Source organism: Kitasatospora sp. NPDC059812, assembly GCF_042732075.1.
Classification (GTDB): Bacteria; Actinomycetota; Actinomycetes; order Streptomycetales; family Streptomycetaceae; genus Kitasatospora.
This window is the reverse complement of the sequence record NZ_JBHWIO010000042.1, coordinates 1-13,058: the sequence shown is the minus strand read 5'-3', so window position 1 is coordinate 13,058 and position 13,058 is coordinate 1. Positions and strand designations below refer to the sequence as shown.

The following is a 13,058-nucleotide window of genomic DNA, read 5'->3' as shown; positions in this document are numbered from 1 at the left end:
CGCCTTCCTTCTGTGTACTAGGACAGAGGGTAGCAGCGGCAACGCCGAACGGAAGGGGACTGCTCTAGTACACGTCGCGTAGACGGCTGGTTGAAGGCTCTGCGCGTACGGCGTACGTTCAGGGCGCGTACACCGTACATAGCACTGGAGGAGCTCCTCATGCAGACCGTACTCATCTCCGGCGGCGGAATCGCCGGGCCCGTCCTCGCCTACTGGCTGCGCCGCCACGGATTCGCGCCCACTGTCGTCGAACGCGCTCCGGGCCGGCGCCCCGGCGGCCAGGCCGTGGACATCCGCGGTGTCGCGCTGGAAGTCGTGGAGCGGATGGGCCTGCTGGAGCAGGCGAGCCGCGTACGGACCCGGATGCGCGGCATGTCGATCCTCGGCCCCGACGGCCGCGAGGTCGACCGCTCCACCGAGGCGACCTTCAGCAGCGGACGGCTCGACAGCGAAGACATCGAGGTGCTGCGCGAGGACCTGGTGAGGATGGTGTACGAGCACACGCGCGCAGGCGTCGAGTACCTCTTCGGCGACAGCATCGCCGCGCTCGACGAGGACGACACCGGCGTGCGCGTCGACTTCGCGCACGGACCGTCCCGCAGCTTCGACCTCGTGGTCGGGGCTGACGGCCTGCACTCCACCGTACGGCGCCTGGCCTTCGGGCCGGAGGAGCGTTTCGCCCATCACCTGGGCAGCTACCTCTCGGTGTTCAGCGCGGACAACTTCCTCGCCCTGGACAACTGGCAGGTGTGGCTGCGGGACGGCGACGCGGGCTTCGGCATCATGCCCGTACGCGACAACACCGAACTCAGGATCGCCTTCGGCTTCGAGTCCGCCCCCCTCGCCCACGACCTCCGCGGCGGCGGCGCCCTCCGGCAGCTCGTCGTGGACAAGCTCGTATCGATGCGTTGGGAAGGGACCCGCTTGGCCGAGGCCGCCCGGAAGGCCCCCGACTTCTACTGCGACGCCATGGCTCAGATCCGCATGGACCCGTGGTCGCGGGGCCGGGTGACCCTGCTCGGAGACGCCGGCTACTGCCCTTCCCCCCTCTCGGGGCAGGGCACCAGCCTGGCCCTCGTGGGCGCCCACGTGCTGGCCGACTGCCTTGCCCGGGCCGGCGGCGACCACCGCGCCGCATATGCCCGCTACGAGCGGCGGATGCGCCCCTTCGTCACCCTCAACCAGGCCCTGGCCACCGAGAGCCCCGGCGGGCCCGCCTCGCAGGAATCCGTCGCGCACGCCAAGAACGCACTCTCACTGGACGGCTGAGCCCTGCCCGGCGCAGGCGTCGGCCCCCTCTACCAGGAGGGGGCCTCTACTGCTCCTGCGACTTACACTCTCGTTCTTGACGCCTGTTCATGCTTCGTTGGTGCCGTCCGTGCTCACTGGCCGGACGGAGCGAGCGTCGCGTACGACGCGGCGTGATGTTGTTCCGAGAGCGACCCCCGCTGGGGCCTCCGTCCGTGCGCAGTCGGATCGGACGGTTCGTTTCACCCGGGTTTGCTCGGGGTGGGGCCGCTCCTCCGGATGGGGCGGTGATGCTCCCGAGCTCCCTGCTTTCCGTGGGGCTCTCGCCCTACGCGGCTTCCAGGGGACACCCCCCAGCGTGCGCCTTGTCGGCCGCGGAGGCAACCCCAGCAGGGCCTTCACCGAAGGTGACGGCGGAAGGGCGTGGTGTCGCCGGGCCGCGCGTAGGCGAGCAGGTGGCCGGGCTCGCGCTTTCAGCCGGTGGGGGTGCCGATCTGGTCGCGTTCGAGCGCGGAGCGCAGCCGGCGGAGGGCCTGGGCGGCGGCGGCCGTCGTGGACTGGTCGAGGGTGCCTTCGACCAGTTCGCTCAGGCCCGCGGTGAAGGTCGCCTCGGCGGCGTCGAGGAGCTGGGAGCCGTCGTCGGTCAGGGCCAGGAGTGAGGACCGGCGGTCCGCCGGGTTGGCCTGGCGGACGATCCAGCCCTGCTTCTCCAGGCGGTCGACGCCCTTGCTGGTCGCGCCGGCTCCGATGGCGAACTCCGCGGCGAGGTCGGCCACCCGGGCCCCCGGGTGCTCGCGCAGGAACCGCAGGAATTCGAACTGCGAGGTCACGATGCCGTGCCGCTCGCGCAGGCGGTCGTTCAGCGCGTTGTACAGGCGCGTCTCGCAGCGGACGAGATCCGCGAAGAATCCCTGGAGGTCGGCGGCGCCATCCGATGTATATTCCACGGCATATAGTGTAGAGGAAGCCATTTCATAGGAGGAACGCAGATGAGCAAGGAACAGCTCGCCAAGATCGACGCGATGCTCCGCCGGCCCCGACCGGAGGGCCAACGCTCCGTCGAGGAGCTGCGCGCCGGGTTCAGGGCGCTCATGGACACGATGATCGTGCCGGACGACGTCCGCACCGATCAGACCGCGCTCGGCGGCCGGCCCGCCCTGCACGTCACACCGGACAACGGCGCGCGCCCGGGCACGATCCTGTACTTCCACGGTGGCGGCTTCGTCTTCGGCTCTCCCGAGACCGCGCTGTCGCTCACCGCGCAGCTGGTCTCGAAGACCGGGCTCGACGCGTACTCGGTGGACTACCGGCTGGCCCCCGAGCACCCGTTCCCGGCTGGTCTGGAAGACAACCTGAGCGCCTACCGCGCCCTCCTCGACAGCGGCCTGGACCCGTCCGCCATCGCGTTCGCCGGGGACTCCGCCGGCGGCGGTTTCGCGGTCACCACCGCCCTCGCCGCCCGCGACGCGGGCCTGCCGCTGCCCGCCGCGATCGTGGTCTTCTCCCCGGGCCTGGACGCCACCCGGAGCGGGGAGAGCATGACGACCAAGGAGGGCATCGACCCGATCTTCACCCGCGAGGCCGTCACACACACCGGGGCCATGTACCTCGCCGGCCAGGACCCCGAGCAGCCCCTCCTCAGCCCGGCCCTCTTCGCCGACCTGACCGGCTTCCCCCCGCTCCTCATCCAGGTGGGCGCCAACGAGATCCTCCTCGACGACTCCACCCGCCTCGCCACCCGCGCACGCGAGGCCGGAGTCGACGTCATCCTCGACATCACCGCCGACGCCCCCCACGTCTTCCAGGCCTTCGCCGGCGGCACCCTCGACGAAGCCGACCAGGCACTCGACCGCGCGGCCCTCTTCCTCACCCAGCGGATCCCGACCCCCTGACGTCCCGACCGCACAGGTGTGACGGGGCACCACCCGGAGACCGCGGCTGTGCGGACCTGCGGCCGGATAGTGTTCGGATGCAAAGGATCAAGCGATTCCGCCGGGCCGCGCCACGGCCCGCGGACATGGGGAGGTCAACGTGATCGTGGGTACCGGCCGCAGGCTCGTCCTGATCCGTCATGCGCAGGCCGAACGGGAGACGGCGGTCGACAAGGAACGGCGCCTCGACGAGCGGGGGCAGGAGGAGGCGTCCCGGGCCGGACAATGGCTCGCGGGTTCCGGCATCACGCCCGATCTCGCGCGGGTGTCCGGCGCCCGCCGGACCAGGGAGACCTGGGAACGCGTGGGCGCCGCGTTGCCGCGGCTCCCCGAGACGGTCCACGAGCAGGGGCTCTACGACCTCAGTGTGGAGATCCATCGGGGGGAGGCGGGGATCGGCGAGCTGGTCGCGATGGTGCGGGGGAGCTCGGACGACGTGGGCGACCTGGTCGTCGTCGGACACAATCCGAGCCTGCCCGAGCTGGTCCGGCTCCTCGTCGGAACGGCCGAGGGCGACCTCTCTCGGCGGGTGGAGGAGTCCGGGTTCCCGACGGCCTCCGTGGCCGTCCTCGCGTTCGACGGTTCCTGGCAGGGGATCGGGCCCGGAGCCGCGAGGATCACCGCGTTCTGGACGCCGTCGCAGGGCTGAGACGGTGCGCCTCGGGGCGTCGGTGCGTCCGGCCGTCCCATGAGGTGTTCAGCCGCCGCCGTCACAGGCTCAGCAGCAGGTCCCGGACCGCTGCCGGCTGGGACAGGAACGGGTGGTGGCCGGCGTCGAGCTCGACGACGTGGCCGGCCCGGCGGGCGAACTCGCGCTGCAACTGCGGCGGGGTGCCCCGGTCCTGAGCACAGACGAGGTAGGTCGAGGGCACCTGCTGCCATGCGGCCGCCCGGACCGGCTGCCCGGTCACCCGCACGCTCTGCCGGGCGAGGTGGCCCGCCGCCTGTGCCTGGACCTCGGGATCGCAGTCCTGGAGGAACGTGTCCACGAGCAGCTCGGAGCGGACCCTGAACGTGCCGGCGTCGGGGTCGACGTCGAGGAACGGGGCGGGGCGGCCGTCCCCGAACTCCGACAGGCTCTGTCCGACCTCGGGCAGATAGCTGGAGACCAGCAACAGGTGGCGCACCGCCCCGACCCCCGCGGCGGCTTCCGCGGTGACGACACCGCCGTAACTGTGGGCGACCACGACGGTCGGCTCGTCGCCGGCCTGCAGCACCCGCCGCACCGCGGCGACGTCCTCGGGCAGCCCCGGACCGCCGACGCCACCGGGCGGGCCCGCCTCGCCGCAGCTCGGTAGCGCCGGGGCGACGCTCGGAACCCCTCGTTCCTGAAGCAGGTCGGCGGCGCGGTGCCACCACCACGAACCGTCCCGCCCGCACGCCCCGTGCACGAACACGACCCTCATCGCCACCTCCGCGTCGACCTCGATCATGTCGTCGGTGGTCGCCGCGACTCGTGGCCCCGTACGGGCTGCGCGAGATCCCGCACGCCTGGATCTCGTCAGGCCCGCCCCGGAGTGCTGATCCTGGCCCCCTGGGCCATCCACTACAGCAACCTCGACGCCCTGCTGCGCCTCACCGTCCACGACGACACGGCCGCCTCCGGGCTGTTCCTGGAACCGGTGTGGAGGGCGAGCCTGCGGCCTGCGGAACTCGCAGCGGAAAGGGCCCTTCCGGTGGCGACCGACGGGGCCCTTCTCGTAGCTGGGCAACGCTCCGTTCCAGTACGGGCGAAGATCAGCCCGGACCGAAGTGCGGGCGTATCACTCGGTGTCGGTGGCTACCGGAACCTCGTCCTCCCGAATGATGATGTGATCCTCGCCCTCGATCTTGATTTCAGTGCCTGCGTACTTGCCAGACGGAGTCTTGCCCTCGGCGGACGCCGTCACCTTGCTGTCCTCGGCCATGTCTCCTCCTTCCGGCCGACACGGTGTCGGCCCGTGCTGATCCTGCCATGACCAACCGTCACCGGACTATCACCCTCGACAGATCGGAGGAGCCGTTTCGGCGCCAACTTGGCGGTGCCATCAGTTACCTGACGTGGCATGAGAACGTTGAGAAGTCCAAGGTGTGATCGGCCCGACAGGTGCCAGAGGGCGGCCGGCCGACCGGCAAGACGGCGCCCCTGAAGATCCGCCGTGTTCGCTGAGAATGGGCGAAACGGTGGCCGAGCCGGGACGGGCGCCCGAGGCCCTGAGGGTGTTCAACCTGACATGCCTCGCCGAAGTCCGGCTGGTACCAACGAAGTTGACCGGCGTCTCGGTAGAGCCGGGTCGAAATGCGCATGCGCTTCCGCAGGGCGTCTGCCATCCTCGGGCGCATGCCAGCCCGTAACCGCCGCCTGCCGCGCGGCCTGTCGTGGCCGCTCACCCCGACGGACATCCGCACCGTCCTCGGCGCGCAGGAGGCGGATGCCGTCGACCTGGATTTCGGCGACCGGCTCTGGGGGGACGGGACCGCGTTGCACGCCGAGTGGGTGCCACCCATCTCCGCCAACTACGGTGGCGGCATCCATCCCAGCTGGTGGTGCACCGTGCGGGTTCGTATTGCTCCGCTCCCGGCCACCGAACGGGCGGCGGCTCGACACGTCCTGCGGGAGATCGCCGTTCCCGAACTCGCGGCCTGGATCAGTGCCGCTCGGGACGCGCCGGAAGCCTGGACCCTGTCCCGGCACAGTCGTTCCTGGCGGCCTGAAGGCAGCACCACCGCTTACCGCGACGACCTGCGGCCGTACCTGTGAACCCTCGATCGACGGCCACGAACCGCCGTGCGGTCAAACCTCGGTGAGATCGGTCGAGGCAGGTTGAGGTGGGTCGCCGCCGCGTGGCCCAGGTCCGTCCTCGGACTTGGCCTGTCCCACCGGAGGGACGCGGGATCGGCCAACCGGTCGCCCACGGTGGACGGTTCGGCGTGTGGCGGATCGGATGGCACATCGGACATGACTGGCACTCCATGCGCCCGTCGGCGTCGGTGAAGGCCTGCCCGTCACCGACGCCGAGGCTCCTGCCGGTGGCACCGGTCCGGCCGAGCGCGTTGTTCAGCGCCCGGCCAGCGCGCCGCCGTTGACGTGCAGGGTCTGGCCGGTGATGTGCCCTGCGGCCGGTGAGGCGAGGAACAGCACGGTGCCCGCGATGTCCGCCGGGGTGCCGGCCCGGCCGTTGGCCGTCTGGGCGAGCAGGGCGGCACGGCGCTGGGGGATCATCCCGCCCTGGAAGAAGTCGGTGGACTCGATGTAGCCCGGGGCGATGACGTTGGCCGTGATCCGGTCCTTGTCGAGGTCCTGGGCGATCGTGAGGTTCCAGGCCTCGACGGCGGCCTTGGCGGAGCCGTAGGAGCCGGATCCGCCGCGGTGGGCCGCGATGGAGCTGACGCTGACCACACCGGACCAGCCCCGCACCGACCGCGCCGACGAGATCTCCCAAGCCTGGCGGCGCGAGCAGCCCGGACTCCCGGTCGACTCGATCGGCATCCTCACCCGGATCCACGACGCCGCGAAACTGCTGGCCGACGAGCGGCGCCGCGTCCTGACCCAGGTCGGCATGGACGCCGCCACCCTCGACCTGCTCAGCACCCTCCGCCGTTCCGGTCGGCCCTACCGGCTGTCCACCCGCGAGCTCGCCAGCCGCTGCCTGATCACACCCGGGGCCGTGACCCAACGGGTGGACCGAGCCCAGCACGAGGGGTTCGTCCGCAGACTGGCTGCGGACCCCGGGACCCGCGCCGTGCCCGTGGAGCTGACCCCCGAGGGGCACCACGCAGTGGAGAACGCCGTCGACGGCCTCCTGAACTACGAGCGGGGCCTCATCGAAGCCCTGGCGCCCCAGGAGCAGCGGGAACTGGCCCGCCTCCTGGCAGTGCTGCTGCAGGACCTCAGCGACCGCGCCCACCACCGCGCCTGAACCACGCGCCCACGGGAACGCTCGAACCAGCGAGCCCGGAAAGGCGCCGAGCGTCAGGCGAGCTACGCCGTGGGGCGCCGCCGTCGAACCGTGTGGCGGATCGCCGTCGGGGCCAGCCCCACCCCCACGCTCACGACGACCGCCGCCGCGGCCAGCAGGGTGGACCGCCACGGCCAGGACGCGCCGGTCAGCTCCAGGTGGGCCGAGGGGTACTCGGAGAACTTCGCGGTGGCCAGCGCCGTGCGACGGTCGCTGTTCTCGGCAAGGTCCCGCAGCACCGGATCGAAGCCGAACTCCCCGGACCGCCGTCCTCCGCCGGGCAGTTCGGCGGCGAGCCCGTTGCGGCGGGCCCAGCCGTCCAGCGCACTGCCGAGGTCGGAGGTGTTCTTGACACCGGGCACCACGAAGCGATCCGCCCCGTGGGCGCCCCCCTTCGCCGACCGGGTGACGAGGACCAGGCCGTGGCGGGTGGTGACGGTGTCACCGGCGCCGATCACCAGCGTCCGGGTGGCGAAGGAGACTCCGCCGTACACCTCGAAGGCGGCGGCCGCGTCGATCTCCTCGACTCCGTCGACCAGTCCGATGGCCGTGGTGGGGCGCAGCCACGGGAATGCGGCGTTGAAGGCGTACGGGAGGTCGCCGAGGGCGAGATGGTTGGCCGGTATCGCGGTCGGTCCGTCCGGAGTCCAGCCGGGGTAGGACAGGCCGGTGCCGATACGGGTCGCCTCCGCTGTGCCGGCCAGTTCCTCGACCAACCGCAGCGCACCCATGGTGCCGGAGGTGACGCCCGCGGTGGTGGTCACCCGCCCGTCCTCGACGTAGCGCAGCCCTCGCTTCCAGGCGACCTTCGGGTAACTGCGCTCCAGGGAAGTGATGTTGGACCAGAACGACGTGGCGTCGCGGCCGTCGAGCAGACCGGAGGCGGCCAGCAGTTCGGAGCCCGCGCACACCCCGAGGATCCGGGCGCCCCTGTGGTGGCGTTCGACGATCCACCGGCGCAGGCGCTCCTCGCCCGCGCCGGTGGGGTCGGTCACGGCGGGCACGACCACCACGTCGGGTTCCGGCAGAGTGCCGTCCGCCACCTCGGCCAGCGTGTGGTCGGGCAGCAGATGGGCGCCGCCGGACAGTGGGGAGACACGGCGTTCGGCCGCCACCGTGTAGACGAACATGTCCCGCGACTCGGCGAACACCTGGTAGGGCGCGAGTACATCGGTGGCCACGGAGCCCTCGTTGCCGACCGCGACCGCCACCGTGATCCTGCCCTCCGGTACCGGCCGGGCGGCAGGCCACACCCCGGCATCGGATCCGCGAGGGGCGGCGGCGAAGCTGTCGGCCATCGATGCGCTCACCCCCGCGAAGGCGATCCCCGCGAAGGACGCGGTCGCCAGAGCTGTGCCCAGCAGTACCCAGCCGGTGCGGCGCAGCGCGCGGTGCCCCTTGCGCGCCTCGGAACTCGCCTTGAGCAAGACATACCTCAACAATCCGGGCACGTTTTTGGCAGCACGGTGCCGTCGGCCCTCGTGGAAGTGGGAAAAGCGAAACAGGAAACGGGAAACGGGAAAGAGGAAGGGAAAGAGGGGACGGCCGGGAAGGAGGCCCCTTCGCCGAGGAGGCCAGTCCGTCAGGCAGTCGGCCGCGCTGGTGCGCGCAGCAGCGAGGGCGGCGCGCCGAAGGCGTCAGCGACCACCCGGCGCAGTTGCCGGGCGTCACGGAATCCGCACCGGAGCGCGACCGCCTCCACCGTCAGGTCGGTACCGGACAGCAGGGCGCGGGCCCGCTCCAGCCGCAGTTGCCGCTGGTAGGCGAACGGGGTGATGCCCGCAGCCGTGGTGAAGGCCCGCGTCAGACCGCGCGGGGACAGCCCGGCGATGCCTGCGAGTTCACGCAGGGTGAAGGCGACGTCCAGATGCTGCGCCAGATGGTCCTGCACCCGGTGCACCGCGGGCTGGACGTGGTCGCGGTGCCGCAGGAACGGACTGATCTGTGCCGCGTCCCCGTCCCGCCGCAGGTACAGCACCAGTTCACGCGCGACTCCCGCGGCCAGTTCGGGGCCGCGCTCCCGCTCGACCAGGGACAACGCGAGATCGATCCCCGACGAGATACCCGCGCTGGTGCTGATCCGCCCGTCGTGCACGTAGAGCGCGGCCTCACGCACCCGGGCCCGCGGGTACCGGTCGCGCATCGCCGAGGTGAGCGACCAGTGGGTCGTGCACGCCCTGTCGTCCAGCAGCCCCGCCTCCCCCAGAACGACTGCACCGCTGCACACGGACGCCACCCGGGCACCCGCGTCGTGGGCCTCGCGCACCCAGCGCACCACGGCGGGTGTCACCGGCCGGTCTGATCCGGTCAGCCGGGGGCCCGGCACGAGCACCAGGTCGCCGGCTGCCGCCCGGCTCGTCGACAGCGGTGCCAGCCCCGCCAGCCGCAGGCCTTGCGCGGACCGCAGACCGTCCGTCTCGGCGACGAACTCCAGCCGGTAGCCGCCGCCGAGATGCGCCGCAGCGTCGAACACCTGCACAGGACCACCGAGGTCCAGCAGATTCACCTCGGGCAGCACCAGGACCAGCACCCGCCCGGTACGCCCGTTCGTCTCCTCGCTCACCCCGCCACGGTAGGCCGCCACGAACCGTCCGCACGAGGTCTCCCAGGGACAGGCGGCGGACAGATCTGGCACTGCCGTCCCGGCTGTGGACTGCACCTACGCCGACAGCTGCGGTCCGGATGCTGCTCGCCGCCCGGGGGACCAGTTCAGCAGCCGCGCCGGGTTCACGGTGAGGGCGGCGCGCAGGACCGACGGGTCGACGTGCTCGGCCGGCCAGGCGAGGCAGTCGGCGAACGTCCTGCCGCGTTCGTGGCGGGTCCAGGGCCAGTCGCTGCCCCACAACAGGCGCTGGTGGCCCGCCTCCTCCAGCAGGCGCCGCAGCATGCGGCCGGGCGCGCCGGGGGCGCAGCGGTAGGGCGCGGAGGCCTTGATCCACACGTGGTCGCGCGTGGCCAGATCCAGTACCGCGCGGTCGGCGCCCTCGGATGCGCCCGGCAGGCCGAGGTGGTCGATCACCACGGGGGACGGCCAGCTGCGGAGGGCGGGTGCGATCGCCGCCCACTGTTCGCCCGCCGCGTGCACCTCCAGGTGCTGCCCGCGCTCGGCCAGCAGCGCGGCCACCTGCCGCCAGTGCGGCCCGGCCAGGTCGGGCACCCGCCGGCCGATCAGGTTGAGGCGGATGCCCACGACGCCGTCGAGGGCGAGCGGGGCGAGCGCGCCTGGTCGGCAGGGCCGGTCGTGGTCCAGCACGATGACGGCGCGGAACCTGGCGGGGTGCCGGGCCAGGCAGTCGAGCAGGAAGTCGTTGCGCGATCCCAGGAAGCTCGGCTGGACGAGGACCGCGCCGCCGATGCCGTGCCGGTCGAGCAGCGCCAGGTACGTCGCCGGGAGGGCGTCGTAGTCGGGCACGTAGCGGGGGCGGTCGGCCCTGGGCAGGCCGCGGTGGAACACGTGGGCGTGGGTGTCCACCGACTCCACCGACGCGGCCAACTCCACCGACGTGGCCGATTCGCAGATCACCCGCCGATGGTAGGCCCGGGGGCCTCTGGACCTTCACCTGACCGACTGTCATATTGGCCTGCATGTTCGACGACGTACTGACGTGCTCACGTTCAGGTCGGTCGGCGCCGCGGAGGCGCTGCCACTGCGCCGCGCCGGTCGTTGGTTCCCTCCGGCACCGCACGGACCTCAGGTAAGGAGCGAGCATGCGCCAGTGGTACCGCTCGGCGCCGCCCGGGGGCCGACGGGCGTTCTGGGCCACCTTCGGCGGCTGGGCGCTGGAAGGGGCCGACGCGCAGATCTACGGCCTGGTGCTGCCGACCCTCACCGCGCTGTGGCATCTCACCAACGGCCAGGGCGGGTTGGCCTCCTCGGTCACCCTGGTCTGCACCGCGCTCGGCGGCTGGCTGGCCGGGGCGGCCTCCGACCGGTGGGACCGGGTGGCCGTCCTGCGCTTCACCATCGCCTGGTACGCGGTGGCGACCGCGCTCGTCGGCTTCGCCAACGGCTTCGAGTCACTGTTGGCCTTCCGGTGTCTGCAGGGCATCGGCTTCGGCGGTGAGTGGGCCGCGGGCGCGGTGCTGATCAGTGAGTACGTGACCACGCGGTACCGGGGCAGGGCCCTCGGGGCGGTGCAGAGTGGTTGGGCCGTCGGCTGGGCCTTCACCCTCGCCGCCTACTCGGTGCTGGTCACCGTCCTGCCGCAGGCCTGGGCGTGGCGGGCGATGTTCTGGCTCGGCGTGCTGCCCGCCCTGCTGGTGCTCGCCCTCCGCCGTGGGATCGCCGACCCCACGGCCGACCAGCGGCGGCGGGAGAAGGCGTCGCCGACGGAGATCTTCCTCCCCGGCCTGCTGAGGATCACCGTGTTCGGCGCCCTGCTCGGGCTCGGCAGCCACGGCGGCTACTACGCCCTCACCACTTTCCTGCCCACCTACCTCCACACCACCCGGCACCTGTCGGTGATGAGCAGCAGCGGGCACCTCGCGGTCTTCATCGCCGGCTCGTTCCTCGGCTACCTCGCCTCCGGGTGGCTCTCCGACCGGATCGGCCGTCGTCGCAACGTCGTCCTCTTCGCCCTGTGCAGCCTCGTGACCCTCGTTCCCTACCTGCTGCTGCCACTCGGCGATCTCGGCACCCTCATCGCGGGCGCGCCGCTCGGGTTCTTCTCGGCCGGGATCCCCGGCGGACTGGGCGCCCTGTTCGCGGAGTTGTACCCCACCCGCGTCCGGGGCAGCGGGCAGGGCTTCTGCTACAACCTGGGCCGCATCGTCAGCGCCGCGTTCCCCGCCCTCGTCGGCTACCTCTCCGGACGCCTCGGACTCGCGGCGAGCATCGCCCTCTTCGCGGGGCTCGCCTACGCACTGGCGGCCATCGCCGCCACCTGCCTCCCCGAGACCCGCAACCGCGAACTGCCCCACGACCCGGCCCCCGCCGCCCGACCGGAGCGCATCGCCAGCTGACAACGCCCCTTCGGCCTGGGCGTGTTCTTCCTTCCCGAATACCAGGCAACCGTCCCGTGACGGCGGCCCGGTGTACGGCGGACACGTCCGCATGCGGGACTGCCTGGGGCCTCCAGCGGGTGAACCCACCACCGACGCCACCCCGTTGTCCCCGGTGGCAGCCGCCGTGTCCCGCAGAGCTACCAGGGCGGCCACTTCTCCGGCACCTCGATCTTCGGCCAGGACGGCTTCCAGGCGTCCTTCACCTACGACAACGCCCTGATGATCACCGCGCTCCTCCAGCGCGGCACCACCGACGACGTCCAGTACGCCGCCCAGCTCGGACGGAGCCTGCTCCACGCGCAGGCCCACGACCCCGAACTCGCAGACGGCCGCCTGCGCGCCTCCTACGAGCCGCACCCGTTCGTCACCAAGGACACCACCCCGTACGTGGGCAGCCCCTCCGTCTACACCGGCAACATGGCCTGAGCGGGAATGGCCTTCACCCGCCTCTACCGGGCCACCCTCAACCCGTCCTACTGCCGCGCCATCGACTGGGCGGCCACCACCATCAAGGCCACGGACGGCGTCTACACCGGTGTCAGCTTCTACCGGAACGACACCAAGAAGGTCTGGTTCGAAGGAACCGGACACCTGCTGGTCGCCTACCACGCCCGCGCCAACGGCACCGACCCCGTCGAGGCCAACAAGCTTCTCACCACCCTGGAGACGGCCCAGACCAGCGCCCCGAACACCGACGGCAGCGGCATCGTCGCGGCCTCCGGCGACAGCCTCGACACCGGCCAGGGCGACTACTACTACGCCGCCCTGCACACCGGAGCGACCGCCTGGTACGTGATCGCAGCCCAGGGCGGCAACCCGTTCCGCCTCTGATCCCCGCTCCCGGCGACACACCCTGAACGTGGTATAGGGGGGCGCCCCGCGGGCGCGGGGGGGCCGGCGCCCCCCCCCCACGCCGAGACAGACCCCACACCCACGC

General features: G+C 71.9%; 15 protein-coding genes. 8 read left to right on the top strand and 7 right to left on the bottom strand.

Features of this window, described 5'->3' with window-relative positions:
* The first annotated feature begins 159 nt into the window (after positions 1 to 159).
* On the top strand, positions 160 to 1,269 hold the full coding sequence (locus ACFV6D_RS21420) for an FAD-dependent monooxygenase (protein ID WP_380560756.1): 1,110 nt from the start codon (positions 160 to 162) through the stop codon (positions 1,267 to 1,269).
* 452 nt (positions 1,270 to 1,721) lie between these two features.
* Here ACFV6D_RS21420 and ACFV6D_RS21415 read toward each other — a convergent pair whose 3' ends face one another.
* A complete protein-coding gene (locus tag ACFV6D_RS21415) occupies positions 1,722 to 2,195 on the bottom strand; it encodes a MarR family winged helix-turn-helix transcriptional regulator (protein ID WP_380492981.1) in 474 nt (157 codons plus the stop codon).
* 42 nt (positions 2,196 to 2,237) lie between these two features.
* Between ACFV6D_RS21415 and ACFV6D_RS21410 the strand changes: the two genes are divergently transcribed.
* Together ACFV6D_RS21410 and ACFV6D_RS21405 are read left to right on the top strand one after the other, a co-directional pair.
* Positions 2,238 to 3,140 carry an alpha/beta hydrolase gene (locus ACFV6D_RS21410; protein ID WP_380560755.1) on the top strand — a complete coding sequence of 301 codons (903 nt, stop codon included), beginning with the start codon at positions 2,238 to 2,240 and terminating at the stop codon, positions 3,138 to 3,140.
* Between the two features lie 139 nt (positions 3,141 to 3,279).
* Positions 3,280 to 3,828 (top strand): SixA phosphatase family protein, encoded by a 549-nt coding sequence (locus tag ACFV6D_RS21405; protein WP_380560754.1) that lies wholly within the window; start codon positions 3,280 to 3,282, stop codon positions 3,826 to 3,828.
* Between the two features lie 61 nt (positions 3,829 to 3,889).
* Here ACFV6D_RS21405 and ACFV6D_RS21400 read toward each other — a convergent pair whose 3' ends face one another.
* Complete coding sequence (locus ACFV6D_RS21400) at positions 3,890 to 4,585, bottom strand: alpha/beta hydrolase (RefSeq protein ID WP_380560794.1); 696 nt, start codon at positions 4,583 to 4,585, stop codon at positions 3,890 to 3,892.
* 357 nt (positions 4,586 to 4,942) lie between these two features.
* Complete coding sequence (locus ACFV6D_RS21395) at positions 4,943 to 5,086, bottom strand: hypothetical protein (protein ID WP_380429768.1); 144 nt, start codon at positions 5,084 to 5,086, stop codon at positions 4,943 to 4,945.
* Between the two features lie 413 nt (positions 5,087 to 5,499).
* On the opposite strand from ACFV6D_RS21395, the gene ACFV6D_RS21390 reads away from it, so the two are divergent.
* Positions 5,500 to 5,919, top strand: a complete 420-nt coding sequence (locus tag ACFV6D_RS21390) for a hypothetical protein (RefSeq protein ID WP_380560753.1) — start codon at positions 5,500 to 5,502, stop codon at positions 5,917 to 5,919.
* Between the two features lie 297 nt (positions 5,920 to 6,216).
* On the opposite strand, the gene ACFV6D_RS21385 is transcribed toward ACFV6D_RS21390, so the two are convergent.
* Entirely contained in the window at positions 6,217 to 6,558 is a 342-nt protein-coding gene (locus tag ACFV6D_RS21385; RefSeq protein ID WP_380429773.1) for an SDR family NAD(P)-dependent oxidoreductase, read from the bottom strand.
* On the opposite strand from ACFV6D_RS21385, the gene ACFV6D_RS21380 reads away from it, so the two are divergent.
* Positions 6,539 to 7,078: a MarR family winged helix-turn-helix transcriptional regulator gene (locus ACFV6D_RS21380; protein WP_380429776.1), complete on the top strand. Its 540-nt coding sequence runs from the start codon at positions 6,539 to 6,541 to the stop codon at positions 7,076 to 7,078. The genes ACFV6D_RS21385 and ACFV6D_RS21380 overlap by 20 nt on opposite strands.
* A gap of 62 nt (positions 7,079 to 7,140) precedes the next feature.
* Here the strand turns inward: ACFV6D_RS21380 and ACFV6D_RS21375 are convergent, their stop codons facing one another.
* The 3 genes from ACFV6D_RS21375 to ACFV6D_RS21365 all read right to left on the bottom strand — a co-directional run bounded on the left by ACFV6D_RS21375 (position 7,141) and on the right by ACFV6D_RS21365 (position 10,640).
* On the bottom strand, positions 7,141 to 8,544 hold the full coding sequence (locus ACFV6D_RS21375) for a DJ-1/PfpI family protein (protein WP_380560752.1): 1,404 nt from the start codon (positions 8,542 to 8,544) through the stop codon (positions 7,141 to 7,143).
* A 155-nt stretch (positions 8,545 to 8,699) separates the two neighbouring features.
* The gene (locus ACFV6D_RS21370) at positions 8,700 to 9,680 is read right to left on the bottom strand and encodes a GlxA family transcriptional regulator (RefSeq protein WP_380560751.1); all 981 of its coding nucleotides are present in this window, start codon (positions 9,678 to 9,680) and stop codon (positions 8,700 to 8,702) included.
* 96 nt (positions 9,681 to 9,776) lie between these two features.
* Positions 9,777 to 10,640: an amidohydrolase family protein gene (locus tag ACFV6D_RS21365; protein ID WP_380560750.1), complete on the bottom strand. Its 864-nt coding sequence runs from the start codon at positions 10,638 to 10,640 to the stop codon at positions 9,777 to 9,779.
* 185 nt (positions 10,641 to 10,825) lie between these two features.
* Here ACFV6D_RS21365 and ACFV6D_RS21360 point away from each other — a divergent pair, with 185 nt between their 5' ends.
* The 3 genes from ACFV6D_RS21360 to ACFV6D_RS21350 all read left to right on the top strand — a co-directional run bounded on the left by ACFV6D_RS21360 (position 10,826) and on the right by ACFV6D_RS21350 (position 12,952).
* The gene (locus tag ACFV6D_RS21360; RefSeq protein ID WP_380560749.1) at positions 10,826 to 12,079 is read left to right on the top strand and encodes an MFS transporter; all 1,254 of its coding nucleotides are present in this window, start codon (positions 10,826 to 10,828) and stop codon (positions 12,077 to 12,079) included.
* A gap of 261 nt (positions 12,080 to 12,340) precedes the next feature.
* Positions 12,341 to 12,547 (top strand): hypothetical protein, encoded by a 207-nt coding sequence (locus tag ACFV6D_RS21355; protein ID WP_380560748.1) that lies wholly within the window; start codon positions 12,341 to 12,343, stop codon positions 12,545 to 12,547.
* 6 nt (positions 12,548 to 12,553) lie between these two features.
* Positions 12,554 to 12,952 (top strand): hypothetical protein, encoded by a 399-nt coding sequence (locus ACFV6D_RS21350; RefSeq protein ID WP_380560747.1) that lies wholly within the window; start codon positions 12,554 to 12,556, stop codon positions 12,950 to 12,952.
* Positions 12,953 to 13,058 lie beyond the last annotated feature (106 nt).

What these genes read in the sequence shown, in the direction of transcription:
- ACFV6D_RS21420 (WP_380560756.1), top strand. Translation starts at nt 160, where the DNA reads ATGCAGACCGTACTCATCTCCGGCGGCGGAATCGCCGGGCCCGTCCTC.
- ACFV6D_RS21410 (WP_380560755.1), top strand. Translation starts at nt 2,238, where the DNA reads ATGAGCAAGGAACAGCTCGCCAAGATCGACGCGATGCTCCGCCGGCCC.
- ACFV6D_RS21400 (WP_380560794.1), bottom strand. Translation starts at nt 4,585, where the DNA reads ATGAGGGTCGTGTTCGTGCACGGGGCGTGCGGGCGGGACGGTTCGTGG.
- ACFV6D_RS21395 (WP_380429768.1), bottom strand. Translation starts at nt 5,086, where the DNA reads ATGGCCGAGGACAGCAAGGTGACGGCGTCCGCCGAGGGCAAGACTCCG.
- ACFV6D_RS21390 (WP_380560753.1), top strand. Translation starts at nt 5,500, where the DNA reads ATGCCAGCCCGTAACCGCCGCCTGCCGCGCGGCCTGTCGTGGCCGCTC.
- ACFV6D_RS21380 (WP_380429776.1), top strand. Translation starts at nt 6,539, where the DNA reads ATGGAGCTGACGCTGACCACACCGGACCAGCCCCGCACCGACCGCGCC.
- ACFV6D_RS21360 (WP_380560749.1), top strand. Translation starts at nt 10,826, where the DNA reads ATGCGCCAGTGGTACCGCTCGGCGCCGCCCGGGGGCCGACGGGCGTTC.
- ACFV6D_RS21355 (WP_380560748.1), top strand. Translation starts at nt 12,341, where the DNA reads ATGATCACCGCGCTCCTCCAGCGCGGCACCACCGACGACGTCCAGTAC.
- ACFV6D_RS21350 (WP_380560747.1), top strand. Translation starts at nt 12,554, where the DNA reads ATGGCCTTCACCCGCCTCTACCGGGCCACCCTCAACCCGTCCTACTGC.